General features: G+C 72.9%; 17 protein-coding genes and 3 tRNA genes. 15 read left to right on the top strand and 5 right to left on the bottom strand.

Annotated features, from left to right (window positions below):
* Positions 1–37 precede the first annotated feature (37 nt).
* Positions 38–259, bottom strand: coding sequence for a DUF1653 domain-containing protein (locus C1N71_RS12550; RefSeq protein ID WP_137756713.1), 222 nt, complete (start codon positions 257–259; stop codon positions 38–40).
* 80 nt (positions 260–339) lie between these two features.
* Between C1N71_RS12550 and C1N71_RS12545 the strand changes: the two genes are divergently transcribed.
* Positions 340–765, top strand: coding sequence for a hypothetical protein (locus tag C1N71_RS12545; RefSeq protein WP_137756712.1), 426 nt, complete (start codon positions 340–342; stop codon positions 763–765).
* 155 nt (positions 766–920) lie between these two features.
* On the opposite strand, the gene C1N71_RS12540 is transcribed toward C1N71_RS12545, so the two are convergent.
* The 3 genes from C1N71_RS12540 to C1N71_RS12530 form a co-directional block, all read right to left on the bottom strand.
* Positions 921–993: transfer RNA gene (locus C1N71_RS12540), tRNA-Phe, on the bottom strand.
* A gap of 62 nt (positions 994–1,055) precedes the next feature.
* Positions 1,056–1,130, bottom strand: a tRNA-Asp gene (locus tag C1N71_RS12535).
* A gap of 16 nt (positions 1,131–1,146) precedes the next feature.
* Positions 1,147–1,219: transfer RNA gene (locus tag C1N71_RS12530), tRNA-Glu, on the bottom strand.
* 330 nt (positions 1,220–1,549) lie between these two features.
* On the opposite strand from C1N71_RS12530, the gene C1N71_RS12525 reads away from it, so the two are divergent.
* Positions 1,550–2,902 carry a M23 family metallopeptidase gene (locus tag C1N71_RS12525; protein ID WP_137756711.1) on the top strand — a complete coding sequence of 451 codons (1,353 nt, stop codon included), beginning with the start codon at positions 1,550–1,552 and terminating at the stop codon, positions 2,900–2,902.
* 207 nt (positions 2,903–3,109) lie between these two features.
* On the opposite strand, the gene C1N71_RS12520 is transcribed toward C1N71_RS12525, so the two are convergent.
* Positions 3,110–3,643 (bottom strand): inorganic diphosphatase, encoded by a 534-nt coding sequence (locus tag C1N71_RS12520; RefSeq protein WP_137756710.1) that lies wholly within the window; start codon positions 3,641–3,643, stop codon positions 3,110–3,112.
* Between the two features lie 45 nt (positions 3,644–3,688).
* Between C1N71_RS12520 and tilS the strand changes: the two genes are divergently transcribed.
* The 13 genes from tilS to C1N71_RS12455 all read left to right on the top strand — a co-directional run bounded on the left by tilS (position 3,689) and on the right by C1N71_RS12455 (position 15,644).
* The gene (gene tilS / locus C1N71_RS12515) at positions 3,689–4,684 is read left to right on the top strand and encodes a tRNA lysidine(34) synthetase TilS (protein ID WP_137756709.1); all 996 of its coding nucleotides are present in this window, start codon (positions 3,689–3,691) and stop codon (positions 4,682–4,684) included.
* 222 nt (positions 4,685–4,906) lie between these two features.
* Positions 4,907–5,638, top strand: coding sequence for a hypothetical protein (locus C1N71_RS12510; protein WP_137756708.1), 732 nt, complete (start codon positions 4,907–4,909; stop codon positions 5,636–5,638).
* Between the two features lie 101 nt (positions 5,639–5,739).
* Entirely contained in the window at positions 5,740–6,459 is a 720-nt protein-coding gene (locus tag C1N71_RS12505; RefSeq protein WP_137756707.1) for a hypothetical protein, read from the top strand.
* Between the two features lie 17 nt (positions 6,460–6,476).
* The gene (locus C1N71_RS12500; protein ID WP_137756706.1) at positions 6,477–6,671 is read left to right on the top strand and encodes a hypothetical protein; all 195 of its coding nucleotides are present in this window, start codon (positions 6,477–6,479) and stop codon (positions 6,669–6,671) included.
* 43 nt (positions 6,672–6,714) lie between these two features.
* Complete coding sequence (gene hpt, locus C1N71_RS12495) at positions 6,715–7,281, top strand: hypoxanthine phosphoribosyltransferase (RefSeq protein WP_137756705.1); 567 nt, start codon at positions 6,715–6,717, stop codon at positions 7,279–7,281.
* A gap of 125 nt (positions 7,282–7,406) precedes the next feature.
* Positions 7,407–9,380 carry an ATP-dependent zinc metalloprotease FtsH gene (gene ftsH / locus C1N71_RS12490; protein WP_137756704.1) on the top strand — a complete coding sequence of 658 codons (1,974 nt, stop codon included), beginning with the start codon at positions 7,407–7,409 and terminating at the stop codon, positions 9,378–9,380.
* 2 nt (positions 9,381–9,382) lie between these two features.
* Entirely contained in the window at positions 9,383–9,952 is a 570-nt protein-coding gene (gene folE, locus C1N71_RS12485) for a GTP cyclohydrolase I (RefSeq protein ID WP_137756703.1), read from the top strand.
* Positions 9,949–11,130 carry a dihydropteroate synthase gene (folP, locus tag C1N71_RS12480; RefSeq protein ID WP_137756702.1) on the top strand — a complete coding sequence of 394 codons (1,182 nt, stop codon included), beginning with the start codon at positions 9,949–9,951 and terminating at the stop codon, positions 11,128–11,130. Before folE ends, folP begins: the two co-directional genes overlap by 4 nt.
* Positions 11,130–11,636: a 2-amino-4-hydroxy-6-hydroxymethyldihydropteridine diphosphokinase gene (folK, locus tag C1N71_RS12475; RefSeq protein ID WP_137756701.1), complete on the top strand. Its 507-nt coding sequence runs from the start codon at positions 11,130–11,132 to the stop codon at positions 11,634–11,636. Before folP ends, folK begins: the two co-directional genes overlap by 1 nt.
* Entirely contained in the window at positions 11,633–12,082 is a 450-nt protein-coding gene (locus C1N71_RS12470) for a DUF3180 domain-containing protein (protein ID WP_137756700.1), read from the top strand. The genes folK and C1N71_RS12470 overlap by 4 nt, the downstream gene beginning before the upstream one ends.
* A 510-nt stretch (positions 12,083–12,592) precedes the next feature.
* Positions 12,593–13,081, top strand: coding sequence for a PH domain-containing protein (locus C1N71_RS12465; RefSeq protein WP_137756699.1), 489 nt, complete (start codon positions 12,593–12,595; stop codon positions 13,079–13,081).
* Positions 13,078–14,937, top strand: a complete 1,860-nt coding sequence (locus C1N71_RS12460; RefSeq protein WP_137756698.1) for a PH domain-containing protein — start codon at positions 13,078–13,080, stop codon at positions 14,935–14,937. The genes C1N71_RS12465 and C1N71_RS12460 overlap by 4 nt, the downstream gene beginning before the upstream one ends.
* Entirely contained in the window at positions 14,934–15,644 is a 711-nt protein-coding gene (locus C1N71_RS12455; RefSeq protein ID WP_137756697.1) for a Rossmann-like and DUF2520 domain-containing protein, read from the top strand. Before C1N71_RS12460 ends, C1N71_RS12455 begins: the two co-directional genes overlap by 4 nt.
* The last annotated feature ends 3 nt before the right edge of the window (positions 15,645–15,647 follow it).

Raw genomic sequence — 15,647 nt, 5'->3', positions numbered from 1 at the left:
GATCGTCGCAGGCGGGGCTGGACGCGTCCCGCACTGCCTAGGCGTCGGCGACGCGCCGGAAGCGCGGGCCGACGTAGCCGTCCTGCTGCACGCGCTCGACGAACATCGCGACCGGCCGGACCCACAGACCGCGCTCGCCGTACGAGGCCCGGTAGACGACGAGGCGCTCCTCCGTCTCCGAGTGCGACGCGACGCCCAGCACCTCGTACCGCGCGCCCTTCCAGTGCTCGTAGACGCCCGGCGTCGGCTCCTCGCTCATGCCGTCATCCTCGCAGCCGGCAGTGCCGTGCCACGGGCATGGGCCGCCGACGTGCTTCGCGACTCGGCTAGCCTCGCGCCGTGGCGAGACGCATCGAGCTCGAGAACGTCGCAGACGGGATGACCGGGCACTTCGTCCGCGACGCGGGGTGGGAGCAGGACTGGATCCTGGGCGATCTCGCTCGCGCGGCGGTGCTCTCGGGCTCGAGCACCCTGAGGCTCGACCTCGAGGGATCGGACCGAGCGGCGACCAGGGATGCGCGCATCCTTCGGGCGGACCTGCAACGGCATCTGGCACGACGCCGGATCCCGTCCGAGTGGGTCGTCGGCGCGACGCTCGAGCTCTGGGTGCTCGCGGTTCGAGGACGTCGTGCGCAGGTTCGCTGTCGGATCTCGATCGCCGACGACCTGGGTCGGGTGCACGCGTCCACGCGCTCGACGGCGGTCGGCCTGCCGCGATTCGGTCTCGTCAGCCGGCTCGCGCGTCGCCTGATCCCGGAGCGCTGACACCGAGATCGGCGTGCAGCCCGCACCTCCCGAGCTGCCATCGGTCGACGAGCAGACCTGGCTGCGTCGACGACCGAGCACGCGCCCGGGCATGAAGGAACCCCCGCGATGTAGAAGCTACGCGGGGGTTCAGCAGCGGCGTAACGACCGCTGCGTGGCTCCGACGGGCGTCGATCCCGTGACCTCACGATTTTCAGTCGTGCGCTCTACCAACTGAGCTACAGAGCCGGACCGGGAGCGCGGCCCCCGGACCTAGCGTGAACCCCTCGCTCTCGCGAGGGGCCGCACCGCGACCCTGACGGGACTTGAACCCGCGACCTCCGCCGTGACAGGGCGGCGCGCTAACCAGACTGCGCTACAGGGCCTTGCATCATCGACCAGTGACCCCAACGGGATTCGAACCCGTGCTGTCGCCGTGAAAGGGCGATGTCCTAGGCCGCTAGACGATGGGGCCATGCGTCATGGACTCATGGCTACCGAGGGAAGACACTACGCGACGATGCCTCCGCCTGCAAATCCGGCGCCGGGCGCGTCCGCCGCGCGTGTCGGGCGCCGTCGCGGGCGAGCGCCGACCGGCGCGCAGGAAGGTCGAGCGGGCTCACGCGACCCACCGCGCGCCGCGGCGGATCCGGTGGAAGAGGATGCGAGCATGGCCGGGCTGCGCGCGGGCACCCGCGTCGGCGAGCCGGACGAGGGCACGCCCGCCGACCATCCTTGACTCTCAACCTCTGGTTGATAGTCTGCAGCAGCCAGCCCCGTCTCCATCACTGGCGAGGAATCCCGCATGCAGAGCACCGCGCAGCCGCAGCGACGTCCGTCGCGCCTGCGCCTCGGGCTCATCGCCACGGCCGCGATCGCTGCGCTCGCCGCGACCATCGTCACACCCGGCAGCCCCGCGCAGGCCGAGGACGCCTGGGGCTTCCCGACGTGGAGCGAGGTCGAGGCGGCGCGCGGCGACGTCGCAGCGCAGCAGGCGCAGATCGCCGAGATCCGCGATCTCATCACCAGGCTCGAGTCCGAGCAGGCCGCAGCCGAGCAGCTCGCGAACCAGCGCGCCGGCGAGGCGGCCCTCGCGCAGGAGCGCTACGACGAGGCGGCCTTCACCGCATCGCAGCTCGAGGAGCAGGCGGCTGCCGCGCAGCGCGTCGCGGAGGACTCGCAGCGCGCCGCGTCACAGCTCGCAGCGCAGCTCGCGCGCACCGGCGGCACGGGAGACCTCTCGGTCGAGCTCTTCGCGAACCCCGGCAGCGCCGACGAGTGGCTCTACCGGCTGAGCCTGCTCGACAGCGCCGCCTCGACGGCTGACACGCTCTACACGCAGGCGCAGCAGGACGCGAACACCGCGTCGTCGCTGCAGGACCAGGCCGACGTCGCCCGCGACGAGCGGCAGCGGCTCAGCGAGGAGGCGAACGCCGCCCTCGAGGCCGCGACGGCGGCGGCGGCCGAGGCGGCGGCTGCGGTCGACCGCACGAACGCCCACAAGGCCGAGCTGGAGGCGCAGCTGAGCGTGCTCGAGGAGAACCGCGCCGCGACCGAGGCCGACTACAACGCCGGCCAGCAGTGGTACGCGTACCTCGCCGAGCAGGAGCGACTCCGTCAGGAGGAGGAGCGTCGTCAGCAGGCGGCTGCGGCGGCAGCCGCGGCGGCAGCGGCTGCGGCCGCGCAGCAGAACGGCGGCAGCAGCAGCGGCGGAAGCGGTGGCGGCTACGCCGGCCCGGGCGTCTCCGGCAGCGGATGGACCTCGCCGCACTACGGTCGCATCTCGTCGACGTTCGGCTGGCGCACCGACCCCGTCACGGGATCCTTCTCGAAGCTCCACGCCGGCCTCGACATCGTCGCAGGCTGCGGCACCCCGATCTACGCCGCGGCCGCCGGCACGGTCGCCGTGCGCGGCCAGGACTCCTACGGCGCCAACATGATCTGGATCGATCACGGCGGCGGCGTGCAGACGCGGTACTACCACATGGCCGCGCCCTCGCCTCTCGGCTACGGGCAGTACGTCGCGGCGGGTCAGGTCGTCGGCTACGAGGGCTCGACGGGCTGGTCGACCGGCTGCCACCTGCACTTCGAGATCCGAGTGAACGGCGTGGCGCAGGATCCGCTGCCGTTCCTGCGGGCGCGCGGCGCGAACATCTGACGCGCGAGGCGACGGTCGCTCGGCACCCTTCGAGGCTCGCTGCGCTCGCACCTCAGGGAGCGGGTGGTGGCCGCTGCGCTCGCCGCGACGAGCGGGTGGTGGCCGCTGCGCTCGCCGCGAGGAGCGGGTGGTGGGCGCCGCGCACGCAGACGACGAGGGCGGCGCATCCATCGGATGCGCCGCCCTCGTGACGTGCTGCTGCGGTCGTCAGTCGCGACCGGGCGCCGGTGCCTCCACGGGCGCGTCGTCGTCGTGGCCCGACGCCTCGAACGCGGCGAATCCGGCCCGCACGGTGGCCTCGGCGGCCTCCGCGCCCTCCCAGCCGCCGACCTTCGCCCACTTGCCGGGCTCGAGGTCCTTGTAGTGCAGGAAGAAGTGCTCGATCTCGTCGCGCGTCTGCTTCGGCACGTCGTCGATGTCCTGGATGTGCGACCAGCGCGGGTCCTTCTCGAGCACGCAGATGACCTTGGTGTCGATGCCGCCGTCGTCCTCCATGTTCAGCTGCCCGACGGGGCGCACCTTCACGAACACCCCCGGCGGCACGGGGTACTCGAGCAGCACGAGCGCGTCGACGGGGTCGCCGTCGAGGCCGAGGGTCTGGTCGAAGAAGCCGTAGTCGGTCGGGTAGACGAAGGTCGTGAAGAGGACGCGGTCGAGGTAGACGCGACCGGTCTCGTGGTCGACCTCGTACTTGTTGCGGCTCCCCTTGGGGATCTCGATGACGACGTCGTAGGCGGCCACTGGCGCTCCTGTCTCGGGTGTTGCGATCGGCAATAGGATCATCGCATGCCCCCCACCGACGACCGGCGCCCTCGGCTCACGCCCGCGGTCGCCGACACGCGGCGCGCGGTGCGCGAGTCGCTCGCGGGCATCGAGGAGGGCGCGCTCGTGCTCGTCGCGCTCTCCGGCGGCCCCGACTCGCTCGCGCTCGCCGCGGCGACGGCGTTCGAGGGACCCCGGGCAGGGATGCGCGTCGGCGGCGTCGTCGTCGACCACGGGCTGCAGGAGGACTCGGCGCAGGTCGCCGAGACCGCCGCGCAGCAGGCTCGCGACCTCGGTCTCGACCCGGTGCTCGTGCGGCGCGTGACCGTCGACGGGCACGGCGGCCCCGAGGCTGCCGCGCGGCAGGCGCGCTACGCGGCGCTGCTCAAGGCGCGCGCCGAGCTCGACGCGGCGGTCGTGCTCCTCGGCCACACGCTCGACGACCAGGCCGAGACGGTGCTCATCGGCCTCGCGCGCGGCTCCGGCCCCGAGAGCCTGTGGGGCATGCACCCGGCGATCGGCTTCCTCCGCCGGCCCTTCCTCACGGTGCGGCGCGCGGACACCAAGGCTGCCTGCGGAGACCAGGGCCTCACGCCCTGGCACGACCCGCACAACCACGACGAGCGCTTCCTGCGCGCACGCGTGCGCGACCGCGTGCTGCCGATCCTCGACCAGGAGCTCGGCGGCGGCGTCGTCGAGGCGCTCACGCGCACGGCCGACCAGCTGCGGGAGGATGCGGAGGCGCTCGCGCACTTCGCGCAGGAGCAGATCGGCGACCTCGTCGAGCACGCCGAGGGCGGCCTCTCGCTGCACGCGGGCGCGCTCGCGTCGAACCCGCCCGCGCTCCGGCAGCGCATCATCCGCCTGGCGGTGCAGAGCGAGTTCCACGTCTCGCTCACCCGGCAGCAGACGCTCGAGGTGTCGCGGCTCGTGACCGACTGGCATGGCCAGGGGCCCATCCACCTGCCCGGCATCCGCGTGGCGCGCGAGGGCTCGCTGCTGCTGTTCACTGCCGCCTGAGGCCGCGGTCGTCCGCGCATGTCCGCCCGGGCATGCAGCGAGGATCGGCGCGTGAGGTCACGGCTCCATCACAATGGCGCGCCGGGCGGTGCCGCGCCCGTATGCCCGCGAGGCTGGGGCGATCAACCTGCATGCCCGATCGAGCGCATCCGGTGTCACCGGAGCCCGATGCCGGACATGACGGGACGGATGCGCACCTCGCGCACGAGAGGAGACGCCGACATGACCCGCCGAGTCCGCCCCCTGGCCATCGCGGCGACGGCAGCGATCGCGCTGCTCGCCGTCGCCGGCTGCGCGCCCGCGAGCGACGAGGCCGTCGGGGAGTCGTCGCAGCCGTCGCCGAGCCCGTCGGCCGAGCCGTCGACGAGCGCCTCCGACGATGGCATCGACACGAGCGACTGGCTCGAGTACTCGACGCACGACGGCGACATGACCTACCGGTACCCCGCCGACTGGACGCTCGAGAGCGAGTCCGTGGAGTCGTCGCCGGAGATGGGCGGTCGATGGTTCGACGACGCGAGCCTGACCGCTCCGAACGGGCAGGTGCTGCTGCAGTCGTCGGACTTCGTCGACATCGGCGGCGCATGCGGCGAGGACGACCAGTTCCCGATCGAGGTGCTCGCGAGCGAGCCCGCCGACGTGCAGCCGCTCGTCGAAGGCGAGACGCCGCAGATCACGACGGTCGCGCTCGGCACCGCGGACGGGCGCTGGACCTTCGGCGTCGGCATCACGTCGGCCGATCGGCTGCCGGCGCCGGATTCGACCGGGTGCGGCTGGTACTTCGTGCACGGATCGAGCGACGGCGGCGTGTCCATCGGCACCCACTTCGTCATGGCCTCGGGCGAGGACGATCCGCTCTGGACCGTCGACACCCTCGACGACGCCGAGGCGTACATGGAGACCGAGGAGTACGCGACACTCCTCGAGATCCTGCGCTCGGTGCGCACCGCCTGACCGCGCGGGCGACGGCCGAGTCGGTGCGCGCGGGCGCCGACGTCACCGGTGCCCGCATGCCGGACATGACGGAGCGATCGTGCCGACCGAGGAGACCCGCCATGCACCGCATCCGACTCGCACCGCTCGTCGCGCTCGTCGCTGTCGCCGTCGCCGGATGCTCCGCTGCCGACGCCGACCCGGCCAGCTCGCCCGGCTCCACCGCGTCGCCCAGCGCGTCGTCGACTCCGACGACCGCGCCCTCGGCGTCGGAGGAGCCGTGGCAGACGGTGACCGCCGACGACGGCGCGACATGGAGCATGCCGGCCGACTGGACGACGGTGGATGCGAGCACCGAGGGCGAGGTCGGCGGGTGGCTGCAGGTCGACGTGCTCGACGAGGACGGCGACCGCGTGCTGTCGTACGCCCACGACCTCGGTGGCCTGAGCGGCCTCGGGGGCGCATGCCAGACCTTCCCCGAGGTCCAGTCGTTCGCGGCCGAGCCCTCGCAGGCGGGATTCCAGCCCGTCCGCGACGAGGCGTTCCTCGACGCGGCCTATGCGATCGAGCAGGCCGACGGGTCGGTGGTGCTGTCGATCGGCGTCGTGCCCGACTCCGCCTTCGACGCGTCGATCCCGCGCTGCCTCGTCTACAACTCCGGGCTGCATCCTGCGAACGGCAGCACCGTGTCCTTCGCCACCGACCTCCAGACCGGCTCGGGTGATGCTGCGAGCAGCACGACGTGGGGATTCGGCTCGTTCGACGAGGCGCGCGCGTTCGCAGACTCGGCCGAGGGGCAGACGCTGCTGCAGGTCGTCGAGTCCCTGCGCCTGCAGCCCTGAGCGCCTACGGTGGGCGCATGGCTCGCATCCTCGGCATCGTGATCGGGGCGGTCGTCGTCGCCGCCGGCACGCTCTTCTTCCTGCAGGGCATCGGCATCGTCGGCGGCTCGTCGATGACGAACACGACCACGTGGACGGTGCTCGGGCCGCTCATCGCGCTCGCGGGCGTGATCGTCATCGTGGTGACGCTGCGCCGCACGCGCCGCAGGTAGGTTGGGAGGCCCGAGCCGACCGCCACCGCCAGGAGCGCAGCACATGGACCTCAAGGACATCGAGCAGGACCTCGCGGGCGTCCTCCACACCGAGGAGGAGCTGCACGCGCGGCTCGAGGAGCTCGCGCGCGAGATCGAGCGCGACTACGAGGGTCGCTCGATCCTGCTCGTCGGCGTGCTGCGCGGCGCCGTCATGGTCATGGCAGACCTGTCGCGTGCGCTCAAGCGCGACGTGGAGATGGACTGGATGGCCGTCTCCTCCTACGGGTCCGGCACGGTCTCGAGCGGCGTCGTGCGCATCCTCAAGGACCTCGACACCGACCTCACGGGTCGCGACGTGCTCATCGTCGAGGACATCATCGACTCCGGCCTCACGCTCTCGTGGCTGCAGGCGAACCTGCGCTCGCGCGGTGCGGCATCCGTCGAGATCTGCACGATGCTGCGCAAGCCCGACGCGCTCAAGGTCGAGGTCGACGTGCGCTACTGCGGCTTCGACATCCCCAACGAGTTCGTCATCGGCTACGGCCTCGACTACGCCGAGCGGTACCGCAACCTGCGCGGCATCGGCGTGCTCGCGCCGCACGTGTACGCATCCGCCGACGACGCCTGAGCCACGGCCCGCGCCACGCCTGCGCTGGGCGGTGTCACAGCCTCCGTCGCCTGCAGCGAACAGCGGTCGGTGGCCCCATCCCGCCCGGGTAGCCTGATCAGCACCGACGCGACGCAAGGACTGTCTTGGACATCAAGAAGCTGCTGCGCGGCCCCATCCCGTGGGTCGTGCTCGCCCTCATCATCGGCGTGTTCGCCTTCACGCTCATCACGACGCCGACGTTCCGCGAGATCCGCACCGACCAGGGCATCGAGCTCATCGAGTCGGGCAAGGTCCAGCAGGCCGAGATCATCGACGGCGAGCAGCGCGTCACGCTGGTGCTGACCGACGTCGACGACGACCTCGGCACCGACCGCGTGCAGTTCTACTACGTGTCGCAGCGCGGCGAGGCGATCGTCGAGGCGATCGACGCCGCGAACCCCTCGGACGGCTACGACGACACCGTGCCGCAGTCCAGCTGGTTCGTGTCGCTGCTCAGCATCCTCCTGCCCGTGCTGCTGCTGGGCGCGCTCTTCTACTTCATCATGACGCGGATGGCCGGCGGCGGCCGCGGGGTCATGCAGTTCGGCAAGTCGAAGGCCCAGATGGTCTCGAAGGACATGCCGCAGGTGAAGTTCACCGACGTCGCCGGCGCCGACGAGGCCGTCGAGGAGCTCTCCGAGATCAAGGAGTTCCTGCAGGACCCGGCCAAGTTCCAGGCCGTCGGCGCACGCATCCCGAAGGGCGTGCTGCTCTACGGCCCTCCCGGCACCGGCAAGACGCTCCTGGCACGCGCCGTCGCAGGCGAGGCGGGCGTGCCCTTCTACTCGATCTCGGGCTCGGACTTCGTCGAGATGTTCGTCGGCGTCGGTGCGAGCCGCGTGCGCGACCTCTTCGAGCAGGCGAAGCAGAACGCGCCCGCGATCATCTTCGTCGACGAGATCGACGCCGTCGGTCGGCACCGCGGCGCCGGCATGGGCGGCGGCCACGACGAGCGCGAGCAGACGCTCAACCAGATGCTGGTCGAGATGGACGGCTTCGACGTCAAGACCAACGTCATCCTCATCGCCGCGACGAACCGTCCCGACATCCTCGACCCCGCGCTGCTGCGTCCGGGCCGCTTCGACCGGCAGATCGGCGTGGACGCGCCCGACATGGCCGGTCGCGAGACGATCCTCCGCGTCCACGCCAAGGGCAAGCCGATGGCCGACGACGTCGACCTCGCGGTGCTCGCGCGCAAGACGCCCGGCTTCACGGGCGCCGACCTCGCGAACGTGCTCAACGAGGCCGCGCTGCTCACGGCGCGCACCAACCAGAAGCACCTCACGAACGCGTCGCTCGACGAGGCGGTCGACCGGGTCATGGCGGGTCCGCAGCGCCGCACCCGCGTCATGAACGACAAGGAACGCCTCATCACGGCGTACCACGAGGGCGGCCACGCCCTCGCGGCGGCGGCGATGAACCACTCCGACCCCGTCACGAAGGTGACGATCCTGCCGCGCGGCCGGGCGCTCGGCTACACGATGGTCATGCCGATCAACGACAAGTACTCGGTGACGCGCAACGAGCTGCTCGACCAGCTCACCTACGCCATGGGCGGTCGCGTCGCCGAGGAGATCGTCTTCCACGACCCGACGACGGGCGCCTCGAACGACATCGAGAAGGCGACGGGCATCGCGCGCAAGATGGTCACCGAGTACGGCATGACGTCGACGCTCGGCGCCGTGAAGCTCGGCGGCGGCAGCGGCGAGGTCTTCATGGGTCGCGACATGGGCCATGGGCGCGACTACTCGGAGGACGTCGCCCGCGAGGTCGACGGCGCCGTGCGCGCCCTCATCGAGCAGGCGCACGACGAGGCGTGGACGGTGCTGAACCAGAATCGCGCCGTGCTCGACCGGCTCGCGACCGAGCTGCTCGACAAGGAGACGCTCGACCACCTGCAGCTCGCCGAGATCTTCGCCGACGTGCAGAAGCTCACGCCGCGCGAGCAGTGGCTCTCGAGCGACCACCGCCCCGTGAGCGACCAGCCCCCCGTCTCGCTGCCGGTGTCGCAGCAGGTCGACGCCGCCGTCGAGGTGGATGCTGCCGAGCCGGGTGCGGAAGGCGCGAGCGGAGCCTGACGGTGGCGGTGGATCGGGCACGCGTCGCCGCCGCGGTGGCGGAGCTGCTCGCGGCGATCGGCGACGACCCCACGAGGCAGGGACTCGCCGAGACCCCCCGCAGGGTCGCCGAGGCGTACGCCGACTACTTCTCGGGCGTGGGCGTCGACGCCGCCGAGCCGCTCGCGGACTCGACGAGCCTCGACGGCGAGACGGGCGAGCTCGTCCTGCTGCGCGGCATCGAGCTGCGGTCGATCTGCGAGCACCATCTGCTGCCGTTCACGGGCATCGCCCACGTGGCCTACCTTCCCGGCGATCGGATCGTCGGCCTCGGACGCATCCCCGCCGTCGTCGACGTCGTCGCGTCGCGACCGCAGATCCAGGAGCGACTCACCGACGAGATCGCCGACGCGCTCGTGCGCGGGCTCGCACCGCGCGGCGTGCTCGTCGTCGTCGAGGCCACGCACGGCTGCGTCACGGCGCGCGGTGCGCGCCAGACGCGATCGTCGACCGTGACGATGGCGAGCCGCGGCGCGCTCGCCGCGCCGCTGGAGCGCGCCGAGATCATGGCGCTCATCGGGGAGTCGCGATGACGCGCATCCTCGGCGTCCTCAACGTCACGCCCGACTCGTTCAGCGACGGCGGCAGGTTCGAGGATGCGGGCGCCGCGATCGCGCACGCGCGCCGCCTGCGGCTGCAGGGCGCCGACGTCGTCGACGTCGGCGGCGAGTCGACCCGGCCGGGCGCGACGCCCGTCGCGGTCGAGGCGGAGCTCACGCGCATCCTTCCCGTAGTCACGGCGCTCGCGGGCGGCGGCATCGCGGCATCCATCGACACGATGCACGCGGAGACGGCGCGCGCGGCCGTCGCCGCGGGGGCGACGATCGTCAACGACGTCTCTGGCGGGCTCGCCGACCCTCGCATGGCGTCGGTCGTCGCGGAGCTCGGGGTGACGTACGTCGTGACGCACTGGCGCGGCCACGACCTCGCGCACGGCACGAGCTACCGCGACGTCGTCGCGGACGTGCGCGACGAGCTCTCGGCGCGCGTCGACGCCGTCGTCGCCGCGGGCGTCGACCCGTCCCGCGTCATCCTCGATCCGGGCCTCGGCTTCTCGAAGGGCGCCGACGACAACTGGCGGCTCGTCGCGGGCCTCGACCGCATCGTCGACCTCGGGCTGCCCGTGCTCGTCGGCGCGAGCCGCAAGCGATTCCTCGGCGCGCTCCTGCCGACCGACGCGCCGATGGAGGCGCGCGACCACGGCACGGCGGCGCTGTCGGTGCTCGCGGCGCAGGCGGGCGCATGGGGCGTGCGCGTGCACGACGTCGCGTCGACCCGCCGCGTGCTCGACGTGCTCGACGCCGTGCGCGCCGCAGCGCCCGCCGCGGTGCCGCAGCCGACGCGAGGCGTCGCCGATCGCATCGCCCTGCGCGGCCTCGAGGTCTTCGCCCACCACGGCGTCTTCGAGCACGAGCGGCGCGACGGCCAGCGCTTCCTCGTCGACCTCGACGTGGAGGTCGACCTCGTCGCGGCGGCCCGCGGCGACGACCTCGCGCGCACGGTGCACTACGGCGAGCTCGCCGAGGCGGTGAGCGCCGCGGTCGAGCGCGACCCCGTCGACCTCATCGAGACGGTCGCGGAGCGCGTGGCGACGGTCGCGTTGGGCTTCGAGGCAGTGACGCTGGCGCGCGTCACGATCCACAAGCCCGACGCGCCCATCGCCGTGCCGTTCGGCGACGTCGCGGTGACGATCGAGCGCAGGCGCGCGTGATGCTGCGCGAGGCCGAGGCCGTGCTGTCGATCGGCGCGAACCTCGGCGATCGCGCTGCGCTCGTGCGTCGTGCGATCGACCTGCTGGATCGTGCGCCCGGCATCCGCGTCACCGCGCGCTCCGGGCTGTGGGAGTCGCCCGCCTGGAAGCCGGACGGGGCGGACGGCGCACCCGACTACGTGAACGCCGTCGCGATCGTGCGCACGACGCTCGAGCCGCTCGCCCTCCTGCACGCCGTGCACGCGATCGAGGATGCGCTCGGTCGCGTGCGCCTCGAGCGCTTCGGGGATCGCACGATGGACGTCGACGTCGTCGCCTACGACCGCGTCGCCTCCGACGATCCGGTGCTGACGCTGCCGCATCCGCGCGCCCACGAGCGGCAGTTCGTGCTGCAGCCGTGGCTCGAGCTGCAGCCCGATGCCGAGCTGCCCGGCCACGGCGGCATCGCCGAGCTCGCGGAGTACGCGCACGGCGACGTCTGGCCCTACCGCGAGGCGCGCGCATGAGCCGCACCACGCCTGCGACGCTCATCGCGACCTGGCTCGTGGCCGCAGCCGTGGGCTTCGCCGTCGACGCGGCGCTGGCCGCCGCCGGGCGTCCGATCCTCCCCCTGCCGCCGACGATCGGCGTCGTGCTCGCGGGCATCGGCGTCGTGCTCGTCGTGTTCGCGTGGCCCGTGCGGCAGATGGTCCGCGGCGGCCGCAAGGTCGGCTTCCGGCACGCGACGAGCGTGCTGGCCGGCGCGAAGGCGTCGGCGCTCGTCGCGGGCGTCGTCGGCGGCTGGGCGAGCGGCGCGCTGCTGTTCCTGCTGACCCGCGCCGTCATCTCCGGCGACGCCGTCACGATGTCGCTCGTGACGATGGGCGGCTCGATCGTGCTGCTCGTGGCGGCGCTCGTGGCGGAGACCTGGTGCATGCTGCCGCCCGAGGACGACGGCGCGACGCCCGCCTGAGGCGCCCGCTCCGAGCTCCCCGTCTCAGCTGGTGGAGGCGCGGCGTCAGCGCGGACTCCGGCCCCTCCTCGGGTGGTCGGAGAGCGGGCGAGCGCATGTCCAGCTGGTCGAGGAGCGCGCGAGCCCGTGGGCGAGCACGCGTCACGAGACGTCGTGACTGCGGCTCCTGCCCGGCCATGCGCGTGGTCGCGTGGGGTGCGTGGGTCGCGTGGTCTCGTGACGGCTCCTCGCTGCGCTCGGGGCCTCCTCGACCAGCTGGGGAAGACGCGACGTCAGCATGGACTCCGGCCCCCTTCCAGCTGGTCGAGGAGCGCGCGAGCCCGTGGGCGAGCACGCGTCACGAGACCTCGTGACTGCGGCTCTTGCCCGGCCATGCGCGTGGTCGCGTGGGGTTCGGCTGCGGCCTCCTCGACCGGCTGCAGGGGGAGGAGGGCAGCCGCGCGGCATCCCCCGCACGGCGTCCGTCGCTCGCGGGAACCGGCGTCCAGCCCCGCGGCCTAGCCTGGAGCCATGGAGCGCATCGACATCGCCGGGGACTGGCGCCGAGTGAGCCCCCGTTACGCGTGGGCGGAGCTGTGGACGACGGCGATCTGGGCCGTGGTGATCGCCGGCGCGACCGGCGCGATCCTCTGGTTCGTGACCGGCCTCGAGCGCTGGGCCGTCGTCGTGATCGCCGTCGCGATCCTCGTCGCGATGCTCGCGAGCGGCGTCGTCGCCTTCCTCCGCGTGCGCACGATCGGCTTCGCGATGCGCGAGGACGACCTGCTCGTACGCCGCGGCATGCTCTTCCGCCGCTTCGTGAGCGTGCCCTACGGCCGCATGCAGGTCGTCGACGTGACGCAGGGGCCTGTCGAACGGATGCTCGACCTGAAGACGCTGAAGTTCGTGACCGCGGCCGCGACCAGCGCCGTCACGATCCCGGGCCTGCCCGGCACGGACGCGGAGGTGCTGCGCGACGAGCTCGTCGCGGTCGCCGAGTCGCGACGGGCCGGGCTGTGAGCGAGCCGCACGTCCCACCGGACGAGCAGCAGCCGGCTCCGCCCGCCGTGACACCGCCCGCTCCTGCGACGGACGCGCAGGCGACGCCAGCCGCGGCGCTCATCGCGCCGCCGTCCGAGCAGCCGCCGGAGGCCGCTCAGGAGCGTGCGCGGACGCTCGTCGACGGCGACTGGCACCGGCTGCACCCGGCGACGCCGCTGCTGCGCGGCGGGCTCGCCGTCATCGTCGTCGGCGCGATCCTGCTGAACTCGCTGCGCGACCGCCTCATCGCCCTCTTCCTGCCCGCGGGCGTCGACTACGACGGCGACGCCCCCGACGCCATCGAGGCCGCCGAGCGGCTCGCGCTGAACGGCACGCTCATCTGGGTGCTGCTCGGCTTCCTCGTCGTGCTCGCGCTGTGCGTGCTCGGCTTCTGGCTCGCATGGCGCGTGCACCGCTTCCGCGTCACGGGCGACGTCGTGGAGGTGCAGCAGGGCATCCTCTTCCGCTCGCACCGTCGCGCCCCGCTGGCGCGCATCCAGGGCGTCAACCTCGAGAAGCCGCTGTTCGCACGGCTGTTCGGCGCGTGCAAGCTCGAGATCCAGTCGGCCGGCGCCGATGCGAACGTCGACCTCGCCTACCTCCGCACCGACGTCGCCGACGCGCTCCGCTTCGAGATCCTCGCGCGCGCCGCGGGCCGCACGACGACGCAGCAGCACCAGCAGCAGGGCTCGCATGCGCAGCGCGTCGTCGACGACTTCCTGCGCCCCGACGCCGAGCTCGTCGGCGTCGCGCCGACGTCGCTCGTGCGGCTCAAGGCGAGCACGGTGGTCGTGTCGTCGCTGCTCGACCTCGGGCTCGTCATCGGCGTGCTCGCGTCCATCGCCGCCGTCGTCGCCATGCTCGTACTCGACATCCCGTGGCTGCTGTTCACCCTCGTGCCCACGATCCTCTCGATCGTGAGCATCACGGTGCGCACGCTGTCACGGAAGCTGCGCTACTCGATCGCGCAGACGCCCGACGGCATCCGCCTCGCGTACGGCCTGCTCTCGACGACGACGGAGGTGCTGCCCGCCGGGCGCGTGTTCTCGATCACGGTGAGCCAGCCGCTGCTGTGGCGCCCGCTCGGCTGGTGGAAGGTGGCCTTCACCCGTGCGACCAAGACGACGGATGCCTCCTCCGGCCAGCAGAAGCAGTACGCGAACGTGCTGCTGCCGGTCGGCACGCTCGCGGACGTCGACACCGTGATCGGGCTCGTGCTGCCGCAGCTGCGCGGCTCGCGGCTGCTGCACGACGGCCTGCTCGGCATTAGGGCCGGGGACGAGGATGCGCGCGCCGACGCGGCGGTGGATGCCGACGGGAGCGAGCGCGGGGGGTTCGTGACGACCCCGCGCCGCGCACGCATCCTGCGACCGCTGTCCTGGCGACGCAACGGCGTCGCCCTCGGCGACGACGCCGTGCTGCTGCGCAAGGGACGCATCTGGCGATCGCTCGGCATCGTGCCGCTCGCGCGCACGCAGTCCTTCGCATTGCACCAGGGCCCCCTCGAGGGTGCGCTCGGCGTCGCGCACCTCGCGGTGCACGTCGTCGGCAGCGCGCTGTCGCCGACGATCGGAGCGCTCGGCGTCGACGACGCGCAGGCGACGTTCGCACGCGCCCGCGAGGTCGTGCCCGCCGCGATCGGCGCCGACACGACCGAGACGTGGCACGTGCGCACGGCCGGCGTCGGCGAGGAGCCGGCCCCGGTCGCCGCCGCCGCCGCCCCGATGCCCGCGCCGCACGCCGCGTCCAGTAGCGTCGACGGGTCCGCACCGCACGACCGCATGGAGCAGCACGACGTGACCCACGACGAGCACCGCGGCGAGCCGCGCCCGTGACGCCCGCTCGTCTCGGCGTCGGCATCGTCGGCGCCGGCCGCGTCGGCCCCGTGCTCGCAGCAGCCCTGGCCGGAGTCGGGCACGCGCTCGTCGGCATCTCCGGCGGCGGCGATCGCGTCGAGGCGATGCTGCCCGGCCTGGCCGTGCTCGACGTGCCGACGATCGTCGAGCGCGCCGAGCTCGTGATCCTCGCCGTGCCGACGAGCGAGCTGCCCGCGCTCGTCGCGGGCCTCGCCGCCACCGAGGCGTGGCAGCCCGGCCAGCTCGTCGTGCACACCGCCGCCGAGCACGGCGTCGAGGTGCTCGAGCCCGCACGCGCGGCGGGCGCCATCCCGCTCGCCATCCATCCCGCCATGGCCTTCACGGGCACGAGCCTCGACCTCGCGCGGCTGCGCGACGCCGTGTGCGCCGTCACGGCGCCCGCGCCCGTGCTGCCGATCGCGCAGGCGCTCGTCGTCGAGCTGGGCGCCGAGCCCGTCGTCGTCGCGGAGGCCGACCGCGCCGACTACGCCGAGGCCGTCGCGATGGCGACGGAGACCGGGGAGCGGGTCGTCGGCGACGCGCTCGCACGCCTCGCCGCGATCGGCGTCGACCGACCGGTGCGGCTGCTCGGACCCGTGGTGCGCTCGAGCGTCGAGCGGGCGCTGTCGCGCGCGCCGGGGCATCCCGAGGCGGATACGCTCGGCGACGACTCGAAGGGACCGTAGGTG

Origin of the sequence: Agrococcus sp. SGAir0287, assembly GCF_005484985.1 — a bacterium.
GTDB lineage: Bacteria > Actinomycetota > Actinomycetes > Actinomycetales > Microbacteriaceae > Agrococcus.
The sequence above is the reverse complement of the archived record's forward strand: the minus strand, read 5'-3'. Positions and strand labels throughout refer to the sequence as shown.

Coding starts and splice junctions, on each gene's coding strand:
- C1N71_RS12525 (WP_137756711.1), top strand. CDS start 1,550: ATGCAGAGCACCGCGCAGCCGCAGCGACGTCCGTCGCGCCTGCGCCTC.
- C1N71_RS12510 (WP_137756708.1), top strand. CDS start 4,907: ATGACCCGCCGAGTCCGCCCCCTGGCCATCGCGGCGACGGCAGCGATC.
- hpt (WP_137756705.1), top strand. CDS start 6,715: ATGGACCTCAAGGACATCGAGCAGGACCTCGCGGGCGTCCTCCACACC.
- C1N71_RS12550 (WP_137756713.1), bottom strand. CDS start 259: ATGAGCGAGGAGCCGACGCCGGGCGTCTACGAGCACTGGAAGGGCGCG.
- folP (WP_137756702.1), top strand. CDS start 9,949: ATGACGCGCATCCTCGGCGTCCTCAACGTCACGCCCGACTCGTTCAGC.
- C1N71_RS12470 (WP_137756700.1), top strand. CDS start 11,633: ATGAGCCGCACCACGCCTGCGACGCTCATCGCGACCTGGCTCGTGGCC.
- C1N71_RS12500 (WP_137756706.1), top strand. CDS start 6,477: ATGGCTCGCATCCTCGGCATCGTGATCGGGGCGGTCGTCGTCGCCGCC.
- folK (WP_137756701.1), top strand. CDS start 11,130: ATGCTGCGCGAGGCCGAGGCCGTGCTGTCGATCGGCGCGAACCTCGGC.
- C1N71_RS12465 (WP_137756699.1), top strand. CDS start 12,593: ATGGAGCGCATCGACATCGCCGGGGACTGGCGCCGAGTGAGCCCCCGT.
- C1N71_RS12505 (WP_137756707.1), top strand. CDS start 5,740: ATGCACCGCATCCGACTCGCACCGCTCGTCGCGCTCGTCGCTGTCGCC.
- tilS (WP_137756709.1), top strand. CDS start 3,689: ATGCCCCCCACCGACGACCGGCGCCCTCGGCTCACGCCCGCGGTCGCC.